The 16,545-nt window shown below is 70.7% G+C and carries 15 protein-coding genes; 6 read left to right on the top strand and 9 right to left on the bottom strand.

Translation table 11 applies throughout. From position 1 onward, the window contains the following. Positions 1-17: 17 nt before the first annotated feature. The 3 genes from ACPPVO_RS02215 to ACPPVO_RS02205 all read left to right on the top strand — a co-directional run bounded on the left by ACPPVO_RS02215 (position 18) and on the right by ACPPVO_RS02205 (position 5,674). The gene (locus tag ACPPVO_RS02215; RefSeq protein ID WP_426509630.1) at positions 18-3,113 is read left to right on the top strand and encodes a DUF3427 domain-containing protein; all 3,096 of its coding nucleotides are present in this window, start codon (positions 18-20) and stop codon (positions 3,111-3,113) included. Positions 3,114-3,364: 251 nt separating this feature from the next. Further along, positions 3,365-4,384 (top strand): LacI family DNA-binding transcriptional regulator, encoded by a 1,020-nt coding sequence (locus ACPPVO_RS02210; protein ID WP_426509628.1) that lies wholly within the window; start codon positions 3,365-3,367, stop codon positions 4,382-4,384. A gap of 147 nt (positions 4,385-4,531) precedes the next feature. Then, the gene (locus ACPPVO_RS02205; RefSeq protein WP_426509626.1) at positions 4,532-5,674 is read left to right on the top strand and encodes a GH12 family glycosyl hydrolase domain-containing protein; all 1,143 of its coding nucleotides are present in this window, start codon (positions 4,532-4,534) and stop codon (positions 5,672-5,674) included. 13 nt (positions 5,675-5,687) lie between these two features. Here the strand turns inward: ACPPVO_RS02205 and ACPPVO_RS02200 are convergent, their stop codons facing one another. From ACPPVO_RS02200 to ACPPVO_RS02165, 8 genes are all read right to left on the bottom strand, one after another. Then, positions 5,688-6,281, bottom strand: coding sequence for a hypothetical protein (locus ACPPVO_RS02200; RefSeq protein WP_426509624.1), 594 nt, complete (start codon positions 6,279-6,281; stop codon positions 5,688-5,690). A 2-nt stretch (positions 6,282-6,283) separates the two neighbouring features. Beyond that, the gene (locus ACPPVO_RS02195) at positions 6,284-7,039 is read right to left on the bottom strand and encodes a DUF998 domain-containing protein (RefSeq protein ID WP_426509622.1); all 756 of its coding nucleotides are present in this window, start codon (positions 7,037-7,039) and stop codon (positions 6,284-6,286) included. Continuing rightward, a complete protein-coding gene (locus ACPPVO_RS02190) occupies positions 7,036-7,500 on the bottom strand; it encodes a hypothetical protein (protein WP_426509620.1) in 465 nt (154 codons plus the stop codon). The genes ACPPVO_RS02195 and ACPPVO_RS02190 overlap by 4 nt, the downstream gene beginning before the upstream one ends. 74 nt (positions 7,501-7,574) lie before the next feature. Beyond that, positions 7,575-9,122, bottom strand: a complete 1,548-nt coding sequence (locus tag ACPPVO_RS02185) for a PH domain-containing protein (RefSeq protein ID WP_426509618.1) — start codon at positions 9,120-9,122, stop codon at positions 7,575-7,577. Next, on the bottom strand, positions 9,119-9,622 hold the full coding sequence (locus ACPPVO_RS02180) for a PH domain-containing protein (RefSeq protein WP_426509617.1): 504 nt from the start codon (positions 9,620-9,622) through the stop codon (positions 9,119-9,121). The genes ACPPVO_RS02185 and ACPPVO_RS02180 overlap by 4 nt, the downstream gene beginning before the upstream one ends. Before the next feature lie 77 nt (positions 9,623-9,699). Beyond that, positions 9,700-10,395 carry a hypothetical protein gene (locus ACPPVO_RS02175; RefSeq protein ID WP_426509615.1) on the bottom strand — a complete coding sequence of 232 codons (696 nt, stop codon included), beginning with the start codon at positions 10,393-10,395 and terminating at the stop codon, positions 9,700-9,702. Positions 10,396-10,423: 28 nt separating this feature from the next. Beyond that, entirely contained in the window at positions 10,424-12,058 is a 1,635-nt protein-coding gene (locus ACPPVO_RS02170) for an Hsp70 family protein (protein ID WP_426509613.1), read from the bottom strand. A 62-nt stretch (positions 12,059-12,120) separates the two neighbouring features. Beyond that, positions 12,121-12,378, bottom strand: a complete 258-nt coding sequence (locus ACPPVO_RS02165) for a PspC domain-containing protein (RefSeq protein WP_426509611.1) — start codon at positions 12,376-12,378, stop codon at positions 12,121-12,123. A 175-nt stretch (positions 12,379-12,553) separates the two neighbouring features. On the opposite strand from ACPPVO_RS02165, the gene ACPPVO_RS02160 reads away from it, so the two are divergent. After that, the gene (locus tag ACPPVO_RS02160) at positions 12,554-13,210 is read left to right on the top strand and encodes an MOSC domain-containing protein (RefSeq protein ID WP_426509610.1); all 657 of its coding nucleotides are present in this window, start codon (positions 12,554-12,556) and stop codon (positions 13,208-13,210) included. A 152-nt stretch (positions 13,211-13,362) separates the two neighbouring features. After that, complete coding sequence (locus ACPPVO_RS02155) at positions 13,363-15,321, top strand: substrate-binding domain-containing protein (protein WP_426509608.1); 1,959 nt, start codon at positions 13,363-13,365, stop codon at positions 15,319-15,321. Here ACPPVO_RS02155 and ACPPVO_RS02150 read toward each other — a convergent pair. Beyond that, the gene (locus tag ACPPVO_RS02150) at positions 15,318-15,821 is read right to left on the bottom strand and encodes a cupin domain-containing protein (protein WP_426509606.1); all 504 of its coding nucleotides are present in this window, start codon (positions 15,819-15,821) and stop codon (positions 15,318-15,320) included. The genes ACPPVO_RS02155 and ACPPVO_RS02150 overlap by 4 nt on opposite strands. Before the next feature lie 86 nt (positions 15,822-15,907). Between ACPPVO_RS02150 and ACPPVO_RS02145 the strand changes: the two genes are divergently transcribed. Further along, positions 15,908-16,510, top strand: a complete 603-nt coding sequence (locus ACPPVO_RS02145) for a TetR/AcrR family transcriptional regulator (protein WP_426509604.1) — start codon at positions 15,908-15,910, stop codon at positions 16,508-16,510. Positions 16,511-16,545 lie beyond the last annotated feature (35 nt).

Here is a 16,545-nt window from a genome sequence, read left to right as displayed (position 1 = left end):
TAGGGCAAACTGTTGCGGTGGTTGATCAGCTGCCGAGCGGACTGTACGAGGTCGTCGTCACCAAGGCCCTCGAAGGAGAGCTCGCCAACGTCGACACCGAGCTGATCCGCCGCCAAAGCCTGCGCTCGGCGGAAGCCGCCGACCGGATCGCGCAGTTGCTCGCCCGGCAGGTCGAGCGGGCCCTCGAGGCGGTTCCCGAGGAGGACCGCGTCGCCATCGGCGTCGAGGTTGCCCAGCATCTGCTCGCGTCGCTCGGCGCTCGGCTGCCGAAGACCGAGCCGACCGCGGAGGCGCCGCTCCCGCCGGGCCACATCCTCCACGCGATCGGCGAACGCCGTCCCGACGGCTCGGTCCACACGGCCGGCCGGCCGCTCATTCCGCTGCTGGACACCACGCTGCTGACGAACGCACCTGGTGAGCCTCGAGTCGGCAGCCAGATCCACACCGAGATCGCCTCGGCGGACGGCGTCGACGTGGTGATGGCGTTCATCCGCACGAGCGGCATCCGGCCGCTACTCGAGGCCCTGCGGGAGCATTGCGCGCAAGGCAAGCGGCTCCGCGTGCTGACCACGACGTACACCGGATCCACCGAGGCGAAGGCCCTGGACCTGCTGGCAGAGCTCGGCGCCGATGTCCGGGTCTCCTACGACTCCTCCACGACGCGGCTACACGCCAAGGCCTGGCTGTTCCACCGGCACTCCGCTTTCAGCACCGCCTACGTCGGCTCGTCGAACCTCACGCACTCCGCCCAGGTGGCGGGCCTGGAGTGGAACGTGCGTGTCTCCGCCGCCCGAAACCTCGACGTCGTCAAGAAGATCGAGGCGGTCTTCGACAGCTACTGGCAGGGCGGGGACTTCCTTCCCTACGTCCGCGACGACTTCCTGGCCGCCCTCGACCGCGAGCGTCAGCCGCCGGGTCGCGTCCTCACCGTTCTCAGCCCGCTCGAGGTCCGCCTCGAGCCGTTCCAGGAGCGGATGCTCGAGCTCATCGAGCTGTCCCGCTCTCGCGGCCAGCACCGCAACCTGCTGGTGTCGGCGACGGGCACCGGCAAGACGGTCATGGCGGCCGTCGATTACGCCCGGCTGCGGACCACGCTGCCGCGGGCCCGTCTCCTTTTCGTCGCCCACCGCGAGGAGATCCTCGAGCAGAGTCTGGCGACGTTCCGGCAGGTGATGCGCGATTTCACCTTCGGCGAGCTCTGGGTCGGCGGCGCCCGGCCGACCGCTTTCGAGCACGTATTCGCCTCGATTCAGAGCCTCGCTGCCGCCGGTCGCGAGCACCTCCAGCCGGACCACTTCGACGTCATCATCGTCGACGAGTTCCACCACGCCGCGGCCGCATCGTACGGCTTCATCATGGAGGAGCTCGAACCCCGCCAACTGCTCGGCCTGACCGCAACCCCGGAACGCGCCGACGGCCTGCCGATCCTGCACTGGTTCGACGATCGCATCGCCGCCGAGCTCCGCCTCTGGGATGCCATCGAACAGCACCGCCTGGTTCCGTTCATGTACTACGGCATCCACGACGGCGTCGACCTGCGCGACGTTCCCTGGCGCCGCGGTCACGGCTACGACGACACCGCGCTCACCAACGTCTACACCAGCAACGACGCCTGGGTCCGCTTCGTCTACCAGCAGCTCGCCGCGCACGTCGACGACGTCGCCACCGTGCGCTGCCTCGGCTTCTGCGTCAGCATCGCCCACGCGAAGTACATGGCCGCGCAGTTCCAGAAGCTCGGCGTCGCCGCCATAGCCGTCGTCGGAACAACAGCGGATGCCGACCGCCGCGCGGCCCTGCGGCAGCTCGAGGACGGTACCGTCCAGGTGGTCTTCTCCGTCGACCTCTTCAACGAGGGCGTCGACGTCCCCACCGTCGACACGCTGCTCATGCTGCGCCCAACCCAAAGCGCCACCCTGTTTCTGCAGCAGCTGGGCCGCGGCCTGCGCACCGCCGAGCGCAAGACCATGTGCACGGTCCTCGACTTCGTCGGCACGCACCGGCGCGAATTCCGATTCGATCGGCGGTACCGGGCGTTGCTCGGCGGCAGCCGCCGAGACCTCGAACGATCAATCACCGACGGCTTCCCGTTCCTGCCTGCCGGCTGCCACATGGAGCTCGACCGGATCGCCCGGGAGATTGTGCTGCGCAGCATCCGCGACGCCATCCCGTCCCGCTGGCCGCTCAAGGTCGACGAGCTCCGCGCCCTCGCCCAAGGCCGCCCGGCCGTCATGCTGGCCGACTACCTCACCGAAACCGGCCTCGAGGTCAGCGACGTCTACGCCGGCAACCACAGCTGGTCGGAGATGCGCCAAGCCGCCGGCCTCGCCGTCGCCGACCCCGGGCCCCACGAGCAGGCGCTGCGCCGCGGCATCGCCCGCATGCAGCACATCGACGACCCCCAGCGGCTGCACGGGTACCGGGCGCTGCTCGGCCGGCCGCAGGCCCCCGACGTCGACGCGCTGCCGGCCGGTGAACAGCGCCTCTTGCGGATGCTCCTGGCCAACCTCGCCGACACCGTGGTGACCAAGCACGACTCGCTGCCGTCCGCGGTTGATCTGCTCTGGTCGCATCCTCAGGTGATCGCCGAGCTGGACGAGCTGCTCCACGTCCTTGGCGACGCCCCGAGTCACCTGCAGCAGCAGGCCCTGCCGAACATTCCGCTGCAGGTGCACAGCCAGTACACCCGCCTCGAAATCCTGGCCGCGGTCGGCGAGGGCGCCGGCGTGAAAACGCCGCAATGGCGCGAGGGCGTCTACGACGCCAAGGCCGCCGGCGCCGACCTGCTGGCCTTCACGCTGGACAAGACCAGCGGCGACTTCTCGCCCACGACGCGGTACCGCGACTACGCCATCAGCCGCGACCTGATCCACTGGGAGAGCCAGTCGACAACGGGCGCCGACAGCCCGACCGGACGCCGGTACCGAAATCATGTGTCGATGGGGCGGTCGATCCTGCTCTTCGCCCGCACGCGCGCCGACGATCGCGCGTTCTGGTTCCTCGGCCCCGCCACGTACGTCGACCACCAGGGCGAACGCCCGATGGCGGTGACGTGGCGACTGCAGACCCCGCTGTCCGGCGACCTGTTCGCCGCCTTCGCCGCCGCCGTCGCGTGAGGCCCGTCTACGCAGTCAGGCAACGGCCGTCGGGCAGCTTGCGCTGTAGGCCGTAACCGCCACCACCGCGCGGTGCCGGATCGTCGGCCCGCGCGGCCCGAACCGTGCCCGCCGTTTGGTCAGCTCTAACTATTCGCTATCGACTAGTCGGAGTCAATTAACTTCTCGGCACGCGTGGCATGCTCGGCCCACCTCGTACGCTGAGCGTGCGCCGTCGATGTTGCGACGGCGCGCCGACGAAGGGACGGGTCATGGCGACAACGGCGGGGCCGTCCCGTCGGCGGCCCACCCTCGCCGAGGTCGCCGCGCGTGCCGGCGTGTCGATGACCGTGGCGTCCCGCGTGATCAACGATGCGCCGTACGTCAGCCACGACAAGCGCAAGGCCGTGGAGAAGGCCATCCGCGACCTCGGATACGCCCCCAGCCGCAGCGCCCGCGCGCTGGCCACCCGCAAGAGTGGCGTGGTCGCCCTGGCCGTGTCCGGTGACGATCCCGCCCTCTTCGCCGATCCGTTCTTCGCCCATGTGATCGTCGGCATCTCGGCGGCCCTGGAAGACACCGACCTGCACCTGTTGCTGTGTCTGGCGGCGTCGGGGCGGTCCCAGGCCCGGTTCCAGGGCCTGCTCGGCACACGCGGGGTCGACGGCGTCATGCTCCTGGCACTGCGCGGCGACGATCCGCTCGTACCCATTGTGGAGCGATCCGGCCTGCCCGCCGTCTACGGCGGCCGACCGCTGCGCGGCGAACCCAGGTGGTTCGTCGACGCGGACAACCGCGGCGGGGCCAGGAACGCCACCGAACACCTGATCGGGCTCGGACGCACCCGCATCGCCGCCATCACCGGCCTGTCCGACACCGACGTCAGCGAGGCCCGTGACCGGGGGTACCGCGATGCCATGGCCACCGCCGGCCTGGCCCCGACCGCCGTGGCCGCCGGCGACTTCACCGTCACCGGCGGCGCCGCGGCGATGACGGCGCTGCTGAACACCGGCGCCGACCCCGACGGGGTGTTCGTCGCCAACGACAACATGGCCGCGGGAGCGGTCCGGGTACTCCGCGAGCACGGTCGCCGGGTGCCCGACGACGTGGCCGTCGTCGGGTTCGACGACCTCGAGATCGCGACCCGCACGGATCCGCCGCTGACCACCGTGCACCAGCCGGTCCGCGCGCTGGGCCAGGAGATGGCCCGCATGCTCACGGCGCTGCTGTCCGGCCGGGAGCCCAGCCCGCTGATCCTGCCGACGCGCCTGGTGATACGCGACTCGGCCTGAAAGTTTCGCCTCCGGCGCAGGTGCCACCGCCTCCTGGCGCCTGGTCGTTCCTCCTCCCGACTGGAAGCGCTTCCATATTCATGACCTAACGGTCCATTATCTCGGCTGGCCATATTTCTGGAAGTGGTTCCACGCCTGGAGGATCACATGAGACGACCGTCCATCGTCGCCGCCGCGGCGCTCCTCGCGGTCGGTGGCGCCGTCGCCATCGCCCTCGCGGCGCCGCCCGCCGGCGCCGACACCCAGATCTGCAGCAAGTACGGGTCGACGTCCATCCAGGGCGGGCGGTACATCGTGCAGAACAACGTCTGGGGCGACGACACCACCCAGTGCATCAACGTCACGAGCACCGGCTTCGCGGTCACCTCGGCCGTGCACAACCTGCCGCAGAACGGCGCCCCGGCCGCCTACCCCTCGGTGTACGCCGGATGCCACTACGGCGCCTGCACCTCCGGCAGCGGCCTGCCGCTGGCGGTCAGCGACAGCCGGTTCGGCACGATCTCGACAAGCGTCGGGATGTCGTACCCCAACAACGGCAGCGTGTACGACGCCTCCTACGACGTCTGGTTCGACCCGACCCCGCGCACCGACGGCCAGAACACCGGCGCCGAGCTGATGGTCTGGCTCAACAAGACCGGTTCCGTGCACGCCGCCGGCTCACAGGTCGGCACCGTCAACATCGCGGGCGCGAACTGGGACGTCTGGTACGGCAACTACGGCTGGAACGTCGTCTCCTACGTCCGGCAGAGCCCGACCTCCTCGATCAACTTCAACGTCTCGTCCTTCTACCGCGACATGGTCAACCGCGGCTACGCCCAGAACTCCTGGTACATCACCAGCGTGCAGGCCGGCTTCGAACCCTGGGTCAACGGCACCGGCCTCGCCGTCAACAACTTCTCCTACAGCATCGGCGGCGGCACCACCGGCTCCCCGACCCCGACGCCGACCTCCACCGGCGGCGGCACGGGCAACGCGGGCTGCCGGGTCTCCTACACCAAGTCGGAGTGGCCGGGCGGTTTCACCGGCAACGTCACCGTGACCAACACGGGGACGGCCGCGCTCAACGGCTGGTCCCTGGGCTTCTCCTTCCCCGGCGACCAGCACGTCACAAACGCGTGGAGCGCCACCGTGAGCCAGAGCGGCGCCGCCGTGACGGCCACCAACGTCGGATACAACGCCCAGATCCCGCCCGGCGGCAACACGTCGTTCGGCTTCCAGGGAACGTGGGGCTCGAACGACAGCAACCCCACGTCGTTCCGGCTCAACGGAGCCACCTGCACCAACGGCTGACCGACGGGCGCCTCTACGCGCTCAGGCAACGGCCGTCGGGCAGCTTGCCCTGCAGGCCGTAGCCGCCGCCACCGCTCGGCACGGCTTCGTAGCCGACGAAGCAAGCCTCGGCGATCGGCACCCCGAACATGATCGTGCCGCGCGGTGCCGGATCGTCGGCCCGCGCGGCCCGAACCGTGCCCCCCGGGTACCCGGCCCGCTCCAGGGACACCCTGATCGCCTCGACGAACGACGGCAGGTCGGCGGCGGGATCGCCGGTCGAGAGCGCCCGGTTGCGCACCCCCCGATCCGACCGGACGGGCACCGGCAGCCCCTCGCACTCGGCGAATCGCCCGGACGGCGCCTGGCCGAGCACATCGGCGCAGGACAACGGCGTCTGCACCGCCCGCTCCGCCTTGCGCATGTCGGCGTCGAGCCGGTCGCGCTGCTCCTGTGTCAGGTCGCCGCGCCGGGCGACGTCCGCGACGTAGCGGTCGCAGTACCCCTGGTCGCCGGCTTGGCCCGCGTACATGCAGGAGATGTACTTCGGCGAGCGGGGCGGCGCCGCCGGGGAATCCCCGAGGCGGCCGATGACCAGCGCGCTCACCCCGCCCAGGATCGTCAGCACCGCTAAGGCCGCGAGCGCGATGATCCCCCAGCGCGGCTTCCCGGTCGTACCGCCATCGTCAAGCGTCGCTGACTCGGCCATGCGGGCAGTCTGCCAAAACCCGGCCGCTGGCGAGGCCCCGTCCCGGGTCTCGACCGGCGGATCGCCAGCCGGCCCAGGACGACGAACCAGGCGAGCGCCTCGACGACCAGGATGCGTTCGGTCAGGCCGGCCACCCCGGTCCTGGCGCCTTCGGCGGTGGGTTCGAAGGTACTGAAGTACAGCAGCGTCAATGCCAGCGTGAGCGGACTGCCGACGAGCAACCAGTTGGCGAACGCTCGCCACTGCGCGATCGGGCGCAGGAGCAGTCCGGTCACCACGAAGCTGACGATGGGCGACCCGAAGCCCAGCGCGGCGCCGACGAAGTGCGGCAGGAACGATTCCAGGGTGAAGAATCCGTCGATGATGGCGCCGAGGGGCGAGAGGCCGAGCATCACGATGCAGGTCCACCGCGCTCGGCCACTCAGCTCCGGGATCAGGTGCAGCGCGCCGACCACGCCGGCGAGCATGAGGACGCCGGTGAGCACGAACGCGGTATTCATGTACGGAGCGGTCGGCCCGAGGCCGAGCCCGCTGATGCCCGCACTGATCGACGAGTAGGGCGCGATCTCGGTACCGAAGATCGTGAAGCCCGGGCTCACAAAGCCGAGGACGAGCCAGGCCGCGGTGAACAGCACCGGGCCCGCGACCGCACCGCCCGCCATCCAGCGCGCGATCACGACGTGTGCGCGGGATCGGCCACCGTCGGGGTCCGGCCCAGCTTGTAGGCCTGACGCGCGTCGACCAGGAACTCACGCGAGAACATGGCCGACAGCACGGCGATACCGCCCCGGTGCACGCGGACCTCACTCTGGCGCAGCTGCCCGGTGAGCACGATCCGCCGGCCACCGGCGCCCTTCGGGGCCTCGCCGTCCTTGACCCGGCCGCGACCGGTGCGCTGCAGGTCCCAGTCCTCGACGACCGCGTCGTCGTCGAGCAGCAACTTCGTCATGGCGTGGTCGAGGTCGAGCTCGATGGTGATGTCGCCGGCGGGGATGTGCGGCGATCGCAGGTCGATGACCGCAACGCCACGGTGCGCCCGCACCTGGAAGTGCCGCTCGGTGGTCCAGTTGCCGAGCCGCTTGGTCACCGTGTGGTTCGCGGCGATCCGGACCGGGCTGATGGTCTGCACGTCGTTCATGGCTGGGGTCCCTTCGAGCGTTGCCTGCCGTCTTGGTTGGCTCTAACTATTCACTATCAACTAGTCAGAGTCAACTATTCGGCGACGACGAACTGCTCCAGTAGACCTGGGACCGCGGCCCGCGCCAGCCGCAGCGCCTCGTCGGCGGGCACGTCGAGCACCGGGTACCGCTGATTGCCACCGGCGGTCGTCGCCACCAGCGTGGCCAGGCCGGCCCGGCGCTGGAAGAACGTCTCGCGGATGTTCCAGCCGATGACGGCGTCGGTGCGCAGGACCACGCGCCGGCGCACCACACTGCCGTACCGGCTGATCAGGGCCCCGTCCGCGATCGCATGACCGAGGCTCGCGGAGCGGTCGGCGGCCAGCAGCACGGCGATCGGCAACAGGGCCAGCGACGCCACCACCGCCCACCACGGCAGCCGGCCGGACCACCCGAGCAGCGCACCGGCGACAACGACCAAAGAAGCGAAGAGCAAGGCTCGGGTGTACCGTCGGCGCCGCGCCCGCGGGCCGTGCGGCGTGAGCGGCGCGGTGATCGCCGCCGAGTCCCCGAGCACCAGTGCGGCCACCCGGTCCGCCTCCGCGCGCGGGGCGGGCGGCAGCAGCAGCGAACCGCCGCGCTCGGCCCCGCGCCCGACCCGCAGCCCGGTCGCGATCCCCAGCACCCGCGCGCCGCGCACGGTACGCAGCAACAGCGGCTCGCTGACCTCCACGCCGCGCAGCCGGCGCTCCTCGATCGTGGTGGACCGGGTGGTGATCAGGCCGCGCCGGACGTGCAGGGTCCCGCTGGGGTGGCGGGTGAGCCGGAAGCCCCAGAACGCGAGCACATAACCGACCGTGGACGCGACCGCCACGAACACCACGGTGGCGGCAAAAACCTCCAAAATCGCAAGCGGCAGCGGTACCGACGACAGCTGATCGATGCCGCGCCGCACAACCCCGATCTGGGTCACGTTGACGTGGCCCTCGTTCACGAAACGCTGCCCGAAGGCCACCAGCACGCCGATCGCGACCAGCCCCGACAGTGTGAACGGCCCGTAGCGCACCCACGCCGGGTCGAGCCGGGCCAGCTCGATCTCCGGGTCGGCCTTCTCCGGGCCGGCCTCGGCGGTCGCCGCCGTCGCGGGCGCGGGCACGGCAGTGTGGTGCAGCAGCTCGCGGTGGAGGTTCTCGGCCGCGGCGGCGCCGACCCCGTCGAGCTTGACGCCTTCATTGCGCTTGTCGGTCTGACCGGTGCCGACGGTCACCCGGGCCAGCCCGAGCAGCCGGTGCAGCAGGTGGGCGCTGACGTCGACGGTGCGCACCCGGTCGCGCGGCACGGTGAGCACCCGGCGGCGGAAGAAGCCGCGGCGCACCTGCACGTGGGTCGCGGTGATCCGGTACGAGGTGGTGAAGTACCGCAGAATCCCCAGCCCCATGGCCACGGCCCCGGCGAGCAGGCCCCAGTAGCCGTGCCGGCCGCCCTGCAGGCTGGCGAAGATCAGCCCGGCGATCGCCGGCAGCAGGCGGATGGCCTCCTGCACCGGATGGACCAGGAGCATCCGCGGGCTCAGCCGGCGCCAGCCCTCCTTGCCGTCGAGGCTGGTCTGCTCGGTGGTGGCGATCGTGTCGACGGAGGTCACGTGGCATCCCCGGTGCTCTCGGCGACGCGGGTCGTCAGGTCGGACACGAGGCGGTCGGTATCGGCGGTGGCCAGCCCATGGATCTTGATCGGCCCGGCGGCGGACGCGGTGGTGACTGTGACGTTGGCGAGCCGGAAGATCCGCTCGATGGGCCCGCGTTCGCTGTCGACCGTCTGCACCCGGGAGATCGGCGCGATCCGCCGCTCCACACTGATCCACCCGGTCTGGGTGTAGACGGCGGTGTCGGTCGCCTCCCACCGGTGCACCCGATAGCGCCAGCGCGGCATGATCGCCAGGTGCGCGGCCGCGAGCACCAGCCAGGCCCCGGCCACGGCGACGTGCGGCGCGACCGGCCCGTCGTCGTTCAGGTACCAGATCACCTGGGGCGCGACGAGCACCACCCACAGCACCGCGGCTTTCGTGGCCCAGTACCAAACCGCCCGCGGGCTCACCCGATGCGCCGGCGGCCGCAGCCGGACCTGTTGTTCTTCGACATCCACGGTCTCACAATCCCATGGACGCGCCGTTCCTCACGCCGTCGTTTGTCGCCAGTACCGCATGACAGATGTCATCGGTCTCAATACTGCATGACGCAGTAGACGACCGTCGGGTGCGTGAACGAGTACCACCGGTTCCATTTGTAGTCCCGCGTGCAGTTGTTGCCGTTGGTCCCGCCGGGCACGATGTCGACGATGTGGACCGTGCCCTTCGCCTTGCACGCCGAGGCGGCGACGACCCAGCCGGACCCGCTCGGGAACTGGTAGCAGTAGTTGCGCACCAGGTACAGCTCCAGGCAGAGCCGGTAGCCGTCGACCGTGATGTAGGGCGACTGCGGATCCGAGCAGGTGTTGCCCGAGTAGTCGACGGAGAGAACCCGGTAGGTGCCGCTGGAGCCGTTGCAGTTGCCTTTTCCCTCGTAGTCCCCGGTCGACTCGACGGCGATGCAGTCCCCGACGCTGACCGGCGCCGGGGGCGGCGCGGCACGCGTCGTGGGCACGACGGCCGGCGCCGTGTAGGTGTCGGTCGCGTACGGCCCCCCGGTCGCCGCGGTCGCCGCCGCCACTGGCGACTGACCCTCCGCCTGCGAGTTGCTCTTGTCCTTGTAGAAGAGGAAGGCCACGCCGGCCACGCAAACGCCGACCAGGCACAACGCGAGCACTCCACCGATCACGCCGATGATGAGCCCCGTGTTGCTCTTCGGCGGCATCGGCATCGGCGGCGGCGGTGGGGGGCCGGGGTAGCCGAAGGGAGGCGGCGGAGGAGGCAGCGTCACCCCCGGAGTGTTACATAGATCGTGAATATCATTTGCCCGCCCCGGGCGCCCGGCGCCAGGGCAGCAGGGCGGCCAGATTGCCGGCCAGCAGCAGTGCGAGCAGCACGAGCGTCAGCCAGAAGCCGGCGCCCGTCCCCACGAAGTCGCGCGCATCCTTCCCGGCGGGCACCGCGCTCTGCTCCCGAACCCGGTCCGCGAGCCGGCTCACCACCAGCGCCTGCCCGGCGACCAGCGCCAGCCCGGCCAGCGCCCCCAGCCCCGCCACGACCGCCCGCCGGCGCCGCGGCCGGGCCGGCATCAGCGCCGCGACCAGCGCAACGCCGAGCACGACCAGCGCGGCCACGTACAACGGCTGCGCCCCGAGCCGGTCCTCCCGCCACTCGCCGGCCGGCCGCAGCTGATCGGCCGCCACGTCGGGCCGGCCGCCGAGCGCGAGGTCGAGCCCGTTGTACTCGGTTGTCCCGCCCGGCTGGGCGTGCCCGTAGCCGTCCGGCAGCCCGCAGGAGACGGTGGCGAACGGCAGCACGAAGCACAGCAGCATCAGCACCAGCGTGGCCGGGCTGCGCCACCGCCGCCGCGAGGTCGTCGCGCCGGACGCCGTCGTCACCCGCTCGCCGGACGCGGCCGCCGCCGGCACGTGGATCGCCCCCTCGGCGGCCACCGTCTCGGGCCGCTCGGCCACGGTGGGCGCCACCCCGAGGCGGGCGTGCAACAGCCGCCCGAGCAGCGGCATCCGGCTGCCGCCCCCGACCAGGAAGACGCCGGCCAGCTCGTGCGGGCCCAGCCCCGCCTCCGCCACCAGCTCGGCGGCGACGTCGACGACCGGGCCGAGCAGCGGCGTCGCCACGGCCTCGAGCTCGTCGCGGGTCAGGTGCAGATCGGCCGCGTACCCGGGCACGTGCACCGGCGCGACGCTGAGCCGGGAGAGACTCTCCTTGGCGGCGCGCACCTCCTGCCACAGCATGAGACGGTCGCGCCGATCCGCATTCGTCACCGGCACCGCGAGCCGCTGCCACGCCTCGGGCGCCGCGCCGGACACGAGCCGGCCGAGGATGCCGACCAGCGCCGCATCGACGTCCAGGCCACCGACGTCGAGCCCGCGCTGCGCGATCACGGAGCGCGCCGCAACCTCGACCAGCGCAACGTCCGCAGTACCCGCGCCGACGTCGACGACGAGCAGCGCGCCGCGCGGCGGGAGCTCCTGGTGCAGTACCGACGCGTAGTAGACGGCGGCCGCGATCGGCTCACTGACCAGCGTCACCGCGCCGAGCCCGGCCCGCTCGGCGGCCGCGGTGAGCACCGCGCGCCGCGACGCCGCCCACGTACTCGGCACGGTCAGCACCGCCGGCCCGGCCGGCCCGATCCGCTCGACGACCGCCAGCAGTACCGCGGCCAACAAGTCGGGCACGGCAACCGTGTGCGAGCCGAGCAGCACCGTCCCGTCGTCGACCCGCCGCTTCGGATTCGGCTCGAACGCCGCCGGATCGGCACGCGCGAGCCGCTCCGCGTCGTTGCCCGCGACCAACGCCCCGTCCGCGCCGGCGTACACGGCCGAGGGCAACTGTTCCCGGCCGTCGAACAGCAGGGGACGAACCTGCCCATCGGCCCCGCGGAGCACGGCGACGGTGTTGGAGGTACCGAGATCGATGGCGAACGGGTACACGAACGCAACGTACGCCGACGCCCCGGACGATGGCGCCCGGGGCGTTTCGTTTACATCGAGCCTTACGCGATCGGCGCTTCCGGGACGATCGGCGTGACCGGCGTCGCCACGGTCTCGGCCGGCATGAGAATCCAGAGCACCGGGTAGATCAGAATCTGCGTGCCGGGAATGGCGAGCAGGATCAGCGCGAACAGCAGCCGCGCCGGCCACGGGTCGATCCCGAACCGTCGTCCGAGCCCGGCGACAACACCGCCGAGCACCCGGCCGTGCGTCGGACGAACCAGGCCGTACTGCCGCATCGAGCCGTAGACGGTTTCCATTTTTCCGCGCTCCCTTGTCGAGGTACCACATCTGATGCATTAATCATGGGCGCCGAGCGGTCCGCGGGCATCGGGGACAGACCCCGGCCCGCCCCTGGCATCGCACCCGGAGCCCGCCTACGGGTCGCCCGAAATTGTGCGGCGAGCATCGACGCGGGCGGTTAGGTTTGCGGACGTGAGCAGGATTGTCTCGGTAAACCTGGCGGTCCCGGAGCCCAACCCGGCCAAGAGCGTAGGCATCACCGGCATCAACAAACAGCCGGTCGACCGCCTGGTCGAGGTGCGCGCCCCGGGCCCGAAGACCACCGGCCTGCACAGCGGCCTGATCGGCGACCAGATCTTCGACGTACAGAACCACGGCGGCGACGACCAGGCCGTCTACGCGTACGCGCGCGAGGACTACGACTGGTGGCAGGCTCGCCTGAGCCGCCGCCTGCCGAACGGCCTCTTCGGCGAAAACCTGACCACCGAGGACCTGGACGTAAACGGCGCGGTGATCGGCGAACGCTGGCGCATCGGCCCGACCCTGATCCTGCAGCCGACCTTCGGCCGCATCCCGTGCGCAACGTTTCAGCACAAAATGGCCGAGCCCCGCTGGGTAAAAACCTTCACACGAGCCAACCGCCCGGGCGCGTACCTGCGGGTCCTGGAACCGGGCGCGGTCTGGGCCGGCGATCCGGTGACGGTGGAGGACCGCCCGGCGCACGGCGTGACAATCGCGCAGGCCTTCCGGGCGTACACGACCGCCCCGGAACTACTGCCCGGACTGGTCGAAACCGAAGGACTCCCCGACGACCTGCGCGAGTCCCTCAGAAAGCGCCTACCCCGGTGAAGATTGTTTACCTGACGGATTTCTGTCGTACGGCACCAATCCGCACTCCGTGACATCCGCGCGCCCACCCTCGACGACGCCTGTTAATCCTCGGGGGGTTGCATATGTCGCGTCGTCGATGGACAGCGTTCGTTCTCGTGTTATCGACCGCGATGGCGACCCTCCTGGGCCCCGCGTCGCCCGCGGCGGCGGCGAGCTACGCCCCGATCGCCGGCGGCGGCTCGACGATGACGTACAACGCGTTCCACACCTGGATCAGCAACGTCTTCCAGTACGGCCTGCGCGTCGACTACGAGCGCTCGGGCAACACCACCGGCCGGACCAGGTTCCGGGAGGGCACCCTGGACTGGGCTTCCACGGACCTCCCGTACGGCCTCGGCGGCACCGACCTCCCACCGGAGCGCGGATACGCGTACATGCCCGACATCGCGGTCGCCACCGGCTTCATGTACAACCTGACGATCGGCGGTGAGCGGGTCGACAACCTCCGCCTGTCCGGCGACAACATCGCGAAGATCTTCACCGGCACACTGACCATGTGGAACGACCCGGCGCTGCTGGCCGACAACCCGGGCCTGGCCCTGCCGGCGATCCCGATCGTGCCGGTGGTGCGCACCGACGGGTCCGGCTCGACCTGGCAGTTCACCCAGTGGCTGGCCGCCCGGCACGCGCCGCAGTGGACGGCCTACTGCGCCGCGACGGGCGTGAACCCGTGCGGCACGCCCACGGCGTACCCGGTGCTGGCCGGCTCCGCGATGGTCGGACAGCCCGGCGATCTGGGCGTGCCCGGCTACGTCACCCAGGCCGGCGCGAACGGCGCGATCGGCTACGTCGAGTCGCCGCAGGTGACGGCATCCAACTTCCCGGTCGCGAAGGTGCTCAACTCCGCCGGCTACTACACGTCGCCCACTCCCGGCCACATCGGCCTGTCCCTGCTCAAGGCCAAGGTGAGCACGACCAACGGCCTCGGCGACCTGTCCGACGTCTACACCAACCCGGACCCGCGCACGTACGAGCTGTCGTCCTTCTCGTACATGGTCCTGCCGACCGACAACGCGTTCACCTTCAACGCGAGCAAGGGCTACACGCTGGGCGACTTCGGCCGCTACCTCCTGTGCGCGGGGCAGAGCCAGGTGACGGGGCAGGGCTACGCCCCGCTCCCGCTGAACCTGCTCCGGGCGAGCTACGGCCAGCTGCAGAAGGTACCGGGCGCGCAGCTGCCCGCGACGGCCGACTTCTCGCTCTGCCATAACCCGGCCGTCGCCGCCGACGGCACCGACGCGCTGTCGGCGACCGACCCGATGCCGAGGCCCTGCGATCGCCTGGGCGCGGCGCTGTGCCCGGCGGTGGTCGCGACCGCGACGACCCTGACCGGCCCGGCCGAGGCGCGGGAGGACACCCCGGTGACCCTGACCGCCACCGTCACGCCCGCCGACGCCGTGGGCACGGTCGAGTTCATAACCGCCATGGGCTCGCTCGGACCTCCCGTCCCCCTGGTCAACGGCGTCGCGCAGCTCACCCGGTACCCCATCGACAACCTCTACATCTACGCCAAGTTCACGCCGACGGACGAGATCGCCTACGCACCATCGATGTCGAGCGGCATCATCATGACGGTCACGGTCCAGCAACAGGACGAGAAGATCCAGGTCGACGTACCCCTCACCGAAGGCGTCTTCACCATGACCGTGGACAACACCCCGGTGCAGATGTCCGAAGCCACGCTCCGGCCCGACCACACCTTCGAGTCCTCCGGCGACCTACGCGCGGTGACAGTCAGCGACGAGCGCGACCAGACCCACCCCGGCTGGACGGTCACCGGCCAGGTAAGCGACTTCACGGACGGCGTACACACCTTCAGCGGCGGGTACCTCGGCTGGACGCCGATCATCCTCGCGCAGAACGCGAACCACGACGTCACGACTGCCGCCCCGGTGTCGCCGGGGGCCGGTCCGGGCCTGAAGGACGGCGCGGGCCTGGCTTCGGCGGCTTCGCCGGGCGGCCTGGGCACGACCATGCTGGGCGCCGAGCTGCACCTGAAGATCCCGTCGACCACGCAGCCGGGCCTGTACTCCGCCACGCTCACCATCACCGGAATGGCCCACGGCTAGAGCATTTCGGTCGCGTACTGCGGCGCCAGTGTCTGCGCCCGCTGCCGCCGTTCGTTGAGCTCGTCCGCGCTCAGCGGCGGCAGTGGCGCGGTGCGGCCGTCGACGGGGTCGCCGCAGCGGCGGAAGAACTCGTCCTGGCCGGCCGGGGTACACATGCAGAGCATCCGGGCCGCCCGCCCCGAACGGTTGCGGAAGTGATGCGGCGCGTTGGCCGGGATGTTGACCGTGGTCCCGGCCCGGGCGATCGCGGTGGTACCGCGGAAGATGAACTCGATCTCGCCCTCGAGAATCGTGAACATCTCCTCGAAGTCGTGCCGATGCAGCGGCGGGCCGCCACCGTCCGGGACGTGCATGTCGATGAGGCAGTAAGCGCCGCCGGTCTGGGCCCCGGTGACCAGCATCGTGTACGTGTCGCCGGCCAGCGCGATGTGCACCGCCCCGTCCGCCTCGGCATCGGTAACCACGAGTTCGCGGCCCAGGTCGTCTGGTGGGATCGGCATCGCTCTTCTCCCTCACACTGGAAATGGACGCTCCGTCCACTGAAGCACGTTGTGTACGGTGCGTCCACTCGGGCAGCATGGTCGGTGTGAACGACTCGACGGACGCCGCACCCCGCCGCGGACGGGGACGAAGGCCGAGCCAGCAGGTACGAACCGAAATCCTCGCGGCGGCCGGACACCTGCTGCTGACCGAGGGCATGGCGTCGTTCACGATCGAACGGGTCGCGGCACTGGCCGGCGCGAGCAAAATGACGATCTACAAGTGGTGGCCGTCGCGGGGCGCACTTGCACTGGAGGGCTACGCCGCGTCGGTGGATAGAGCGCTGTCCGTACCCGACACCGGCGACATCGAGCATGACCTGACGACGCAGCTGCTCACGTACGTCGCGTTACTGCGCGACACGCCCGCCGGCCGAGTCATCGGGCAGCTGGTGGGCGCGGCCCAGACCGACGCCGAACTGGCGGCCGTACTGCACCGCTCATACTCGACCCCCCGCCGCGCCGCGGGCCTGGCCGCACTGCACACCGCCCAGGAGCGCGGGCAGATCCGGCCCGACGCCGACCCGGAGGTCCTGATCGACCAGCTGTGGGGCGCGTGTTTGTACCGCCGCATGATGCCCGACCAGCCCTTGACCGACGACTTCGCCCGCGCCCTGGTACACAACCTCCTGCGCGGCGTCCGCGCTTAGCTACCTTGCCTCAGGCGTTAGATCCCGCCGGACCG

The sequence above is a fragment of the Dactylosporangium sp. McL0621 genome (assembly GCF_049995355.1).
In the GTDB taxonomy this organism is placed as follows: domain Bacteria; phylum Actinomycetota; class Actinomycetes; order Mycobacteriales; family Micromonosporaceae; genus Dactylosporangium.
This window is presented reverse-complemented; position numbering and strand designations above follow the sequence as displayed.

Bases quoted from the DNA above. Each gene is read 5' to 3' on its own strand.
- ACPPVO_RS02150 (WP_426509606.1), bottom strand. From the start codon at position 15,821: ATGCCGATCCCACCAGACGACCTGGGCCGCGAACTCGTGGTTACCGAT.
- ACPPVO_RS02210 (WP_426509628.1), top strand. From the start codon at position 3,365: ATGGCGACAACGGCGGGGCCGTCCCGTCGGCGGCCCACCCTCGCCGAG.
- ACPPVO_RS02165 (WP_426509611.1), bottom strand. From the start codon at position 12,378: ATGGAAACCGTCTACGGCTCGATGCGGCAGTACGGCCTGGTTCGTCCG.
- ACPPVO_RS02205 (WP_426509626.1), top strand. From the start codon at position 4,532: ATGAGACGACCGTCCATCGTCGCCGCCGCGGCGCTCCTCGCGGTCGGT.
- ACPPVO_RS02190 (WP_426509620.1), bottom strand. From the start codon at position 7,500: ATGAACGACGTGCAGACCATCAGCCCGGTCCGGATCGCCGCGAACCAC.
- ACPPVO_RS02155 (WP_426509608.1), top strand. From the start codon at position 13,363: ATGGCGACCCTCCTGGGCCCCGCGTCGCCCGCGGCGGCGGCGAGCTAC.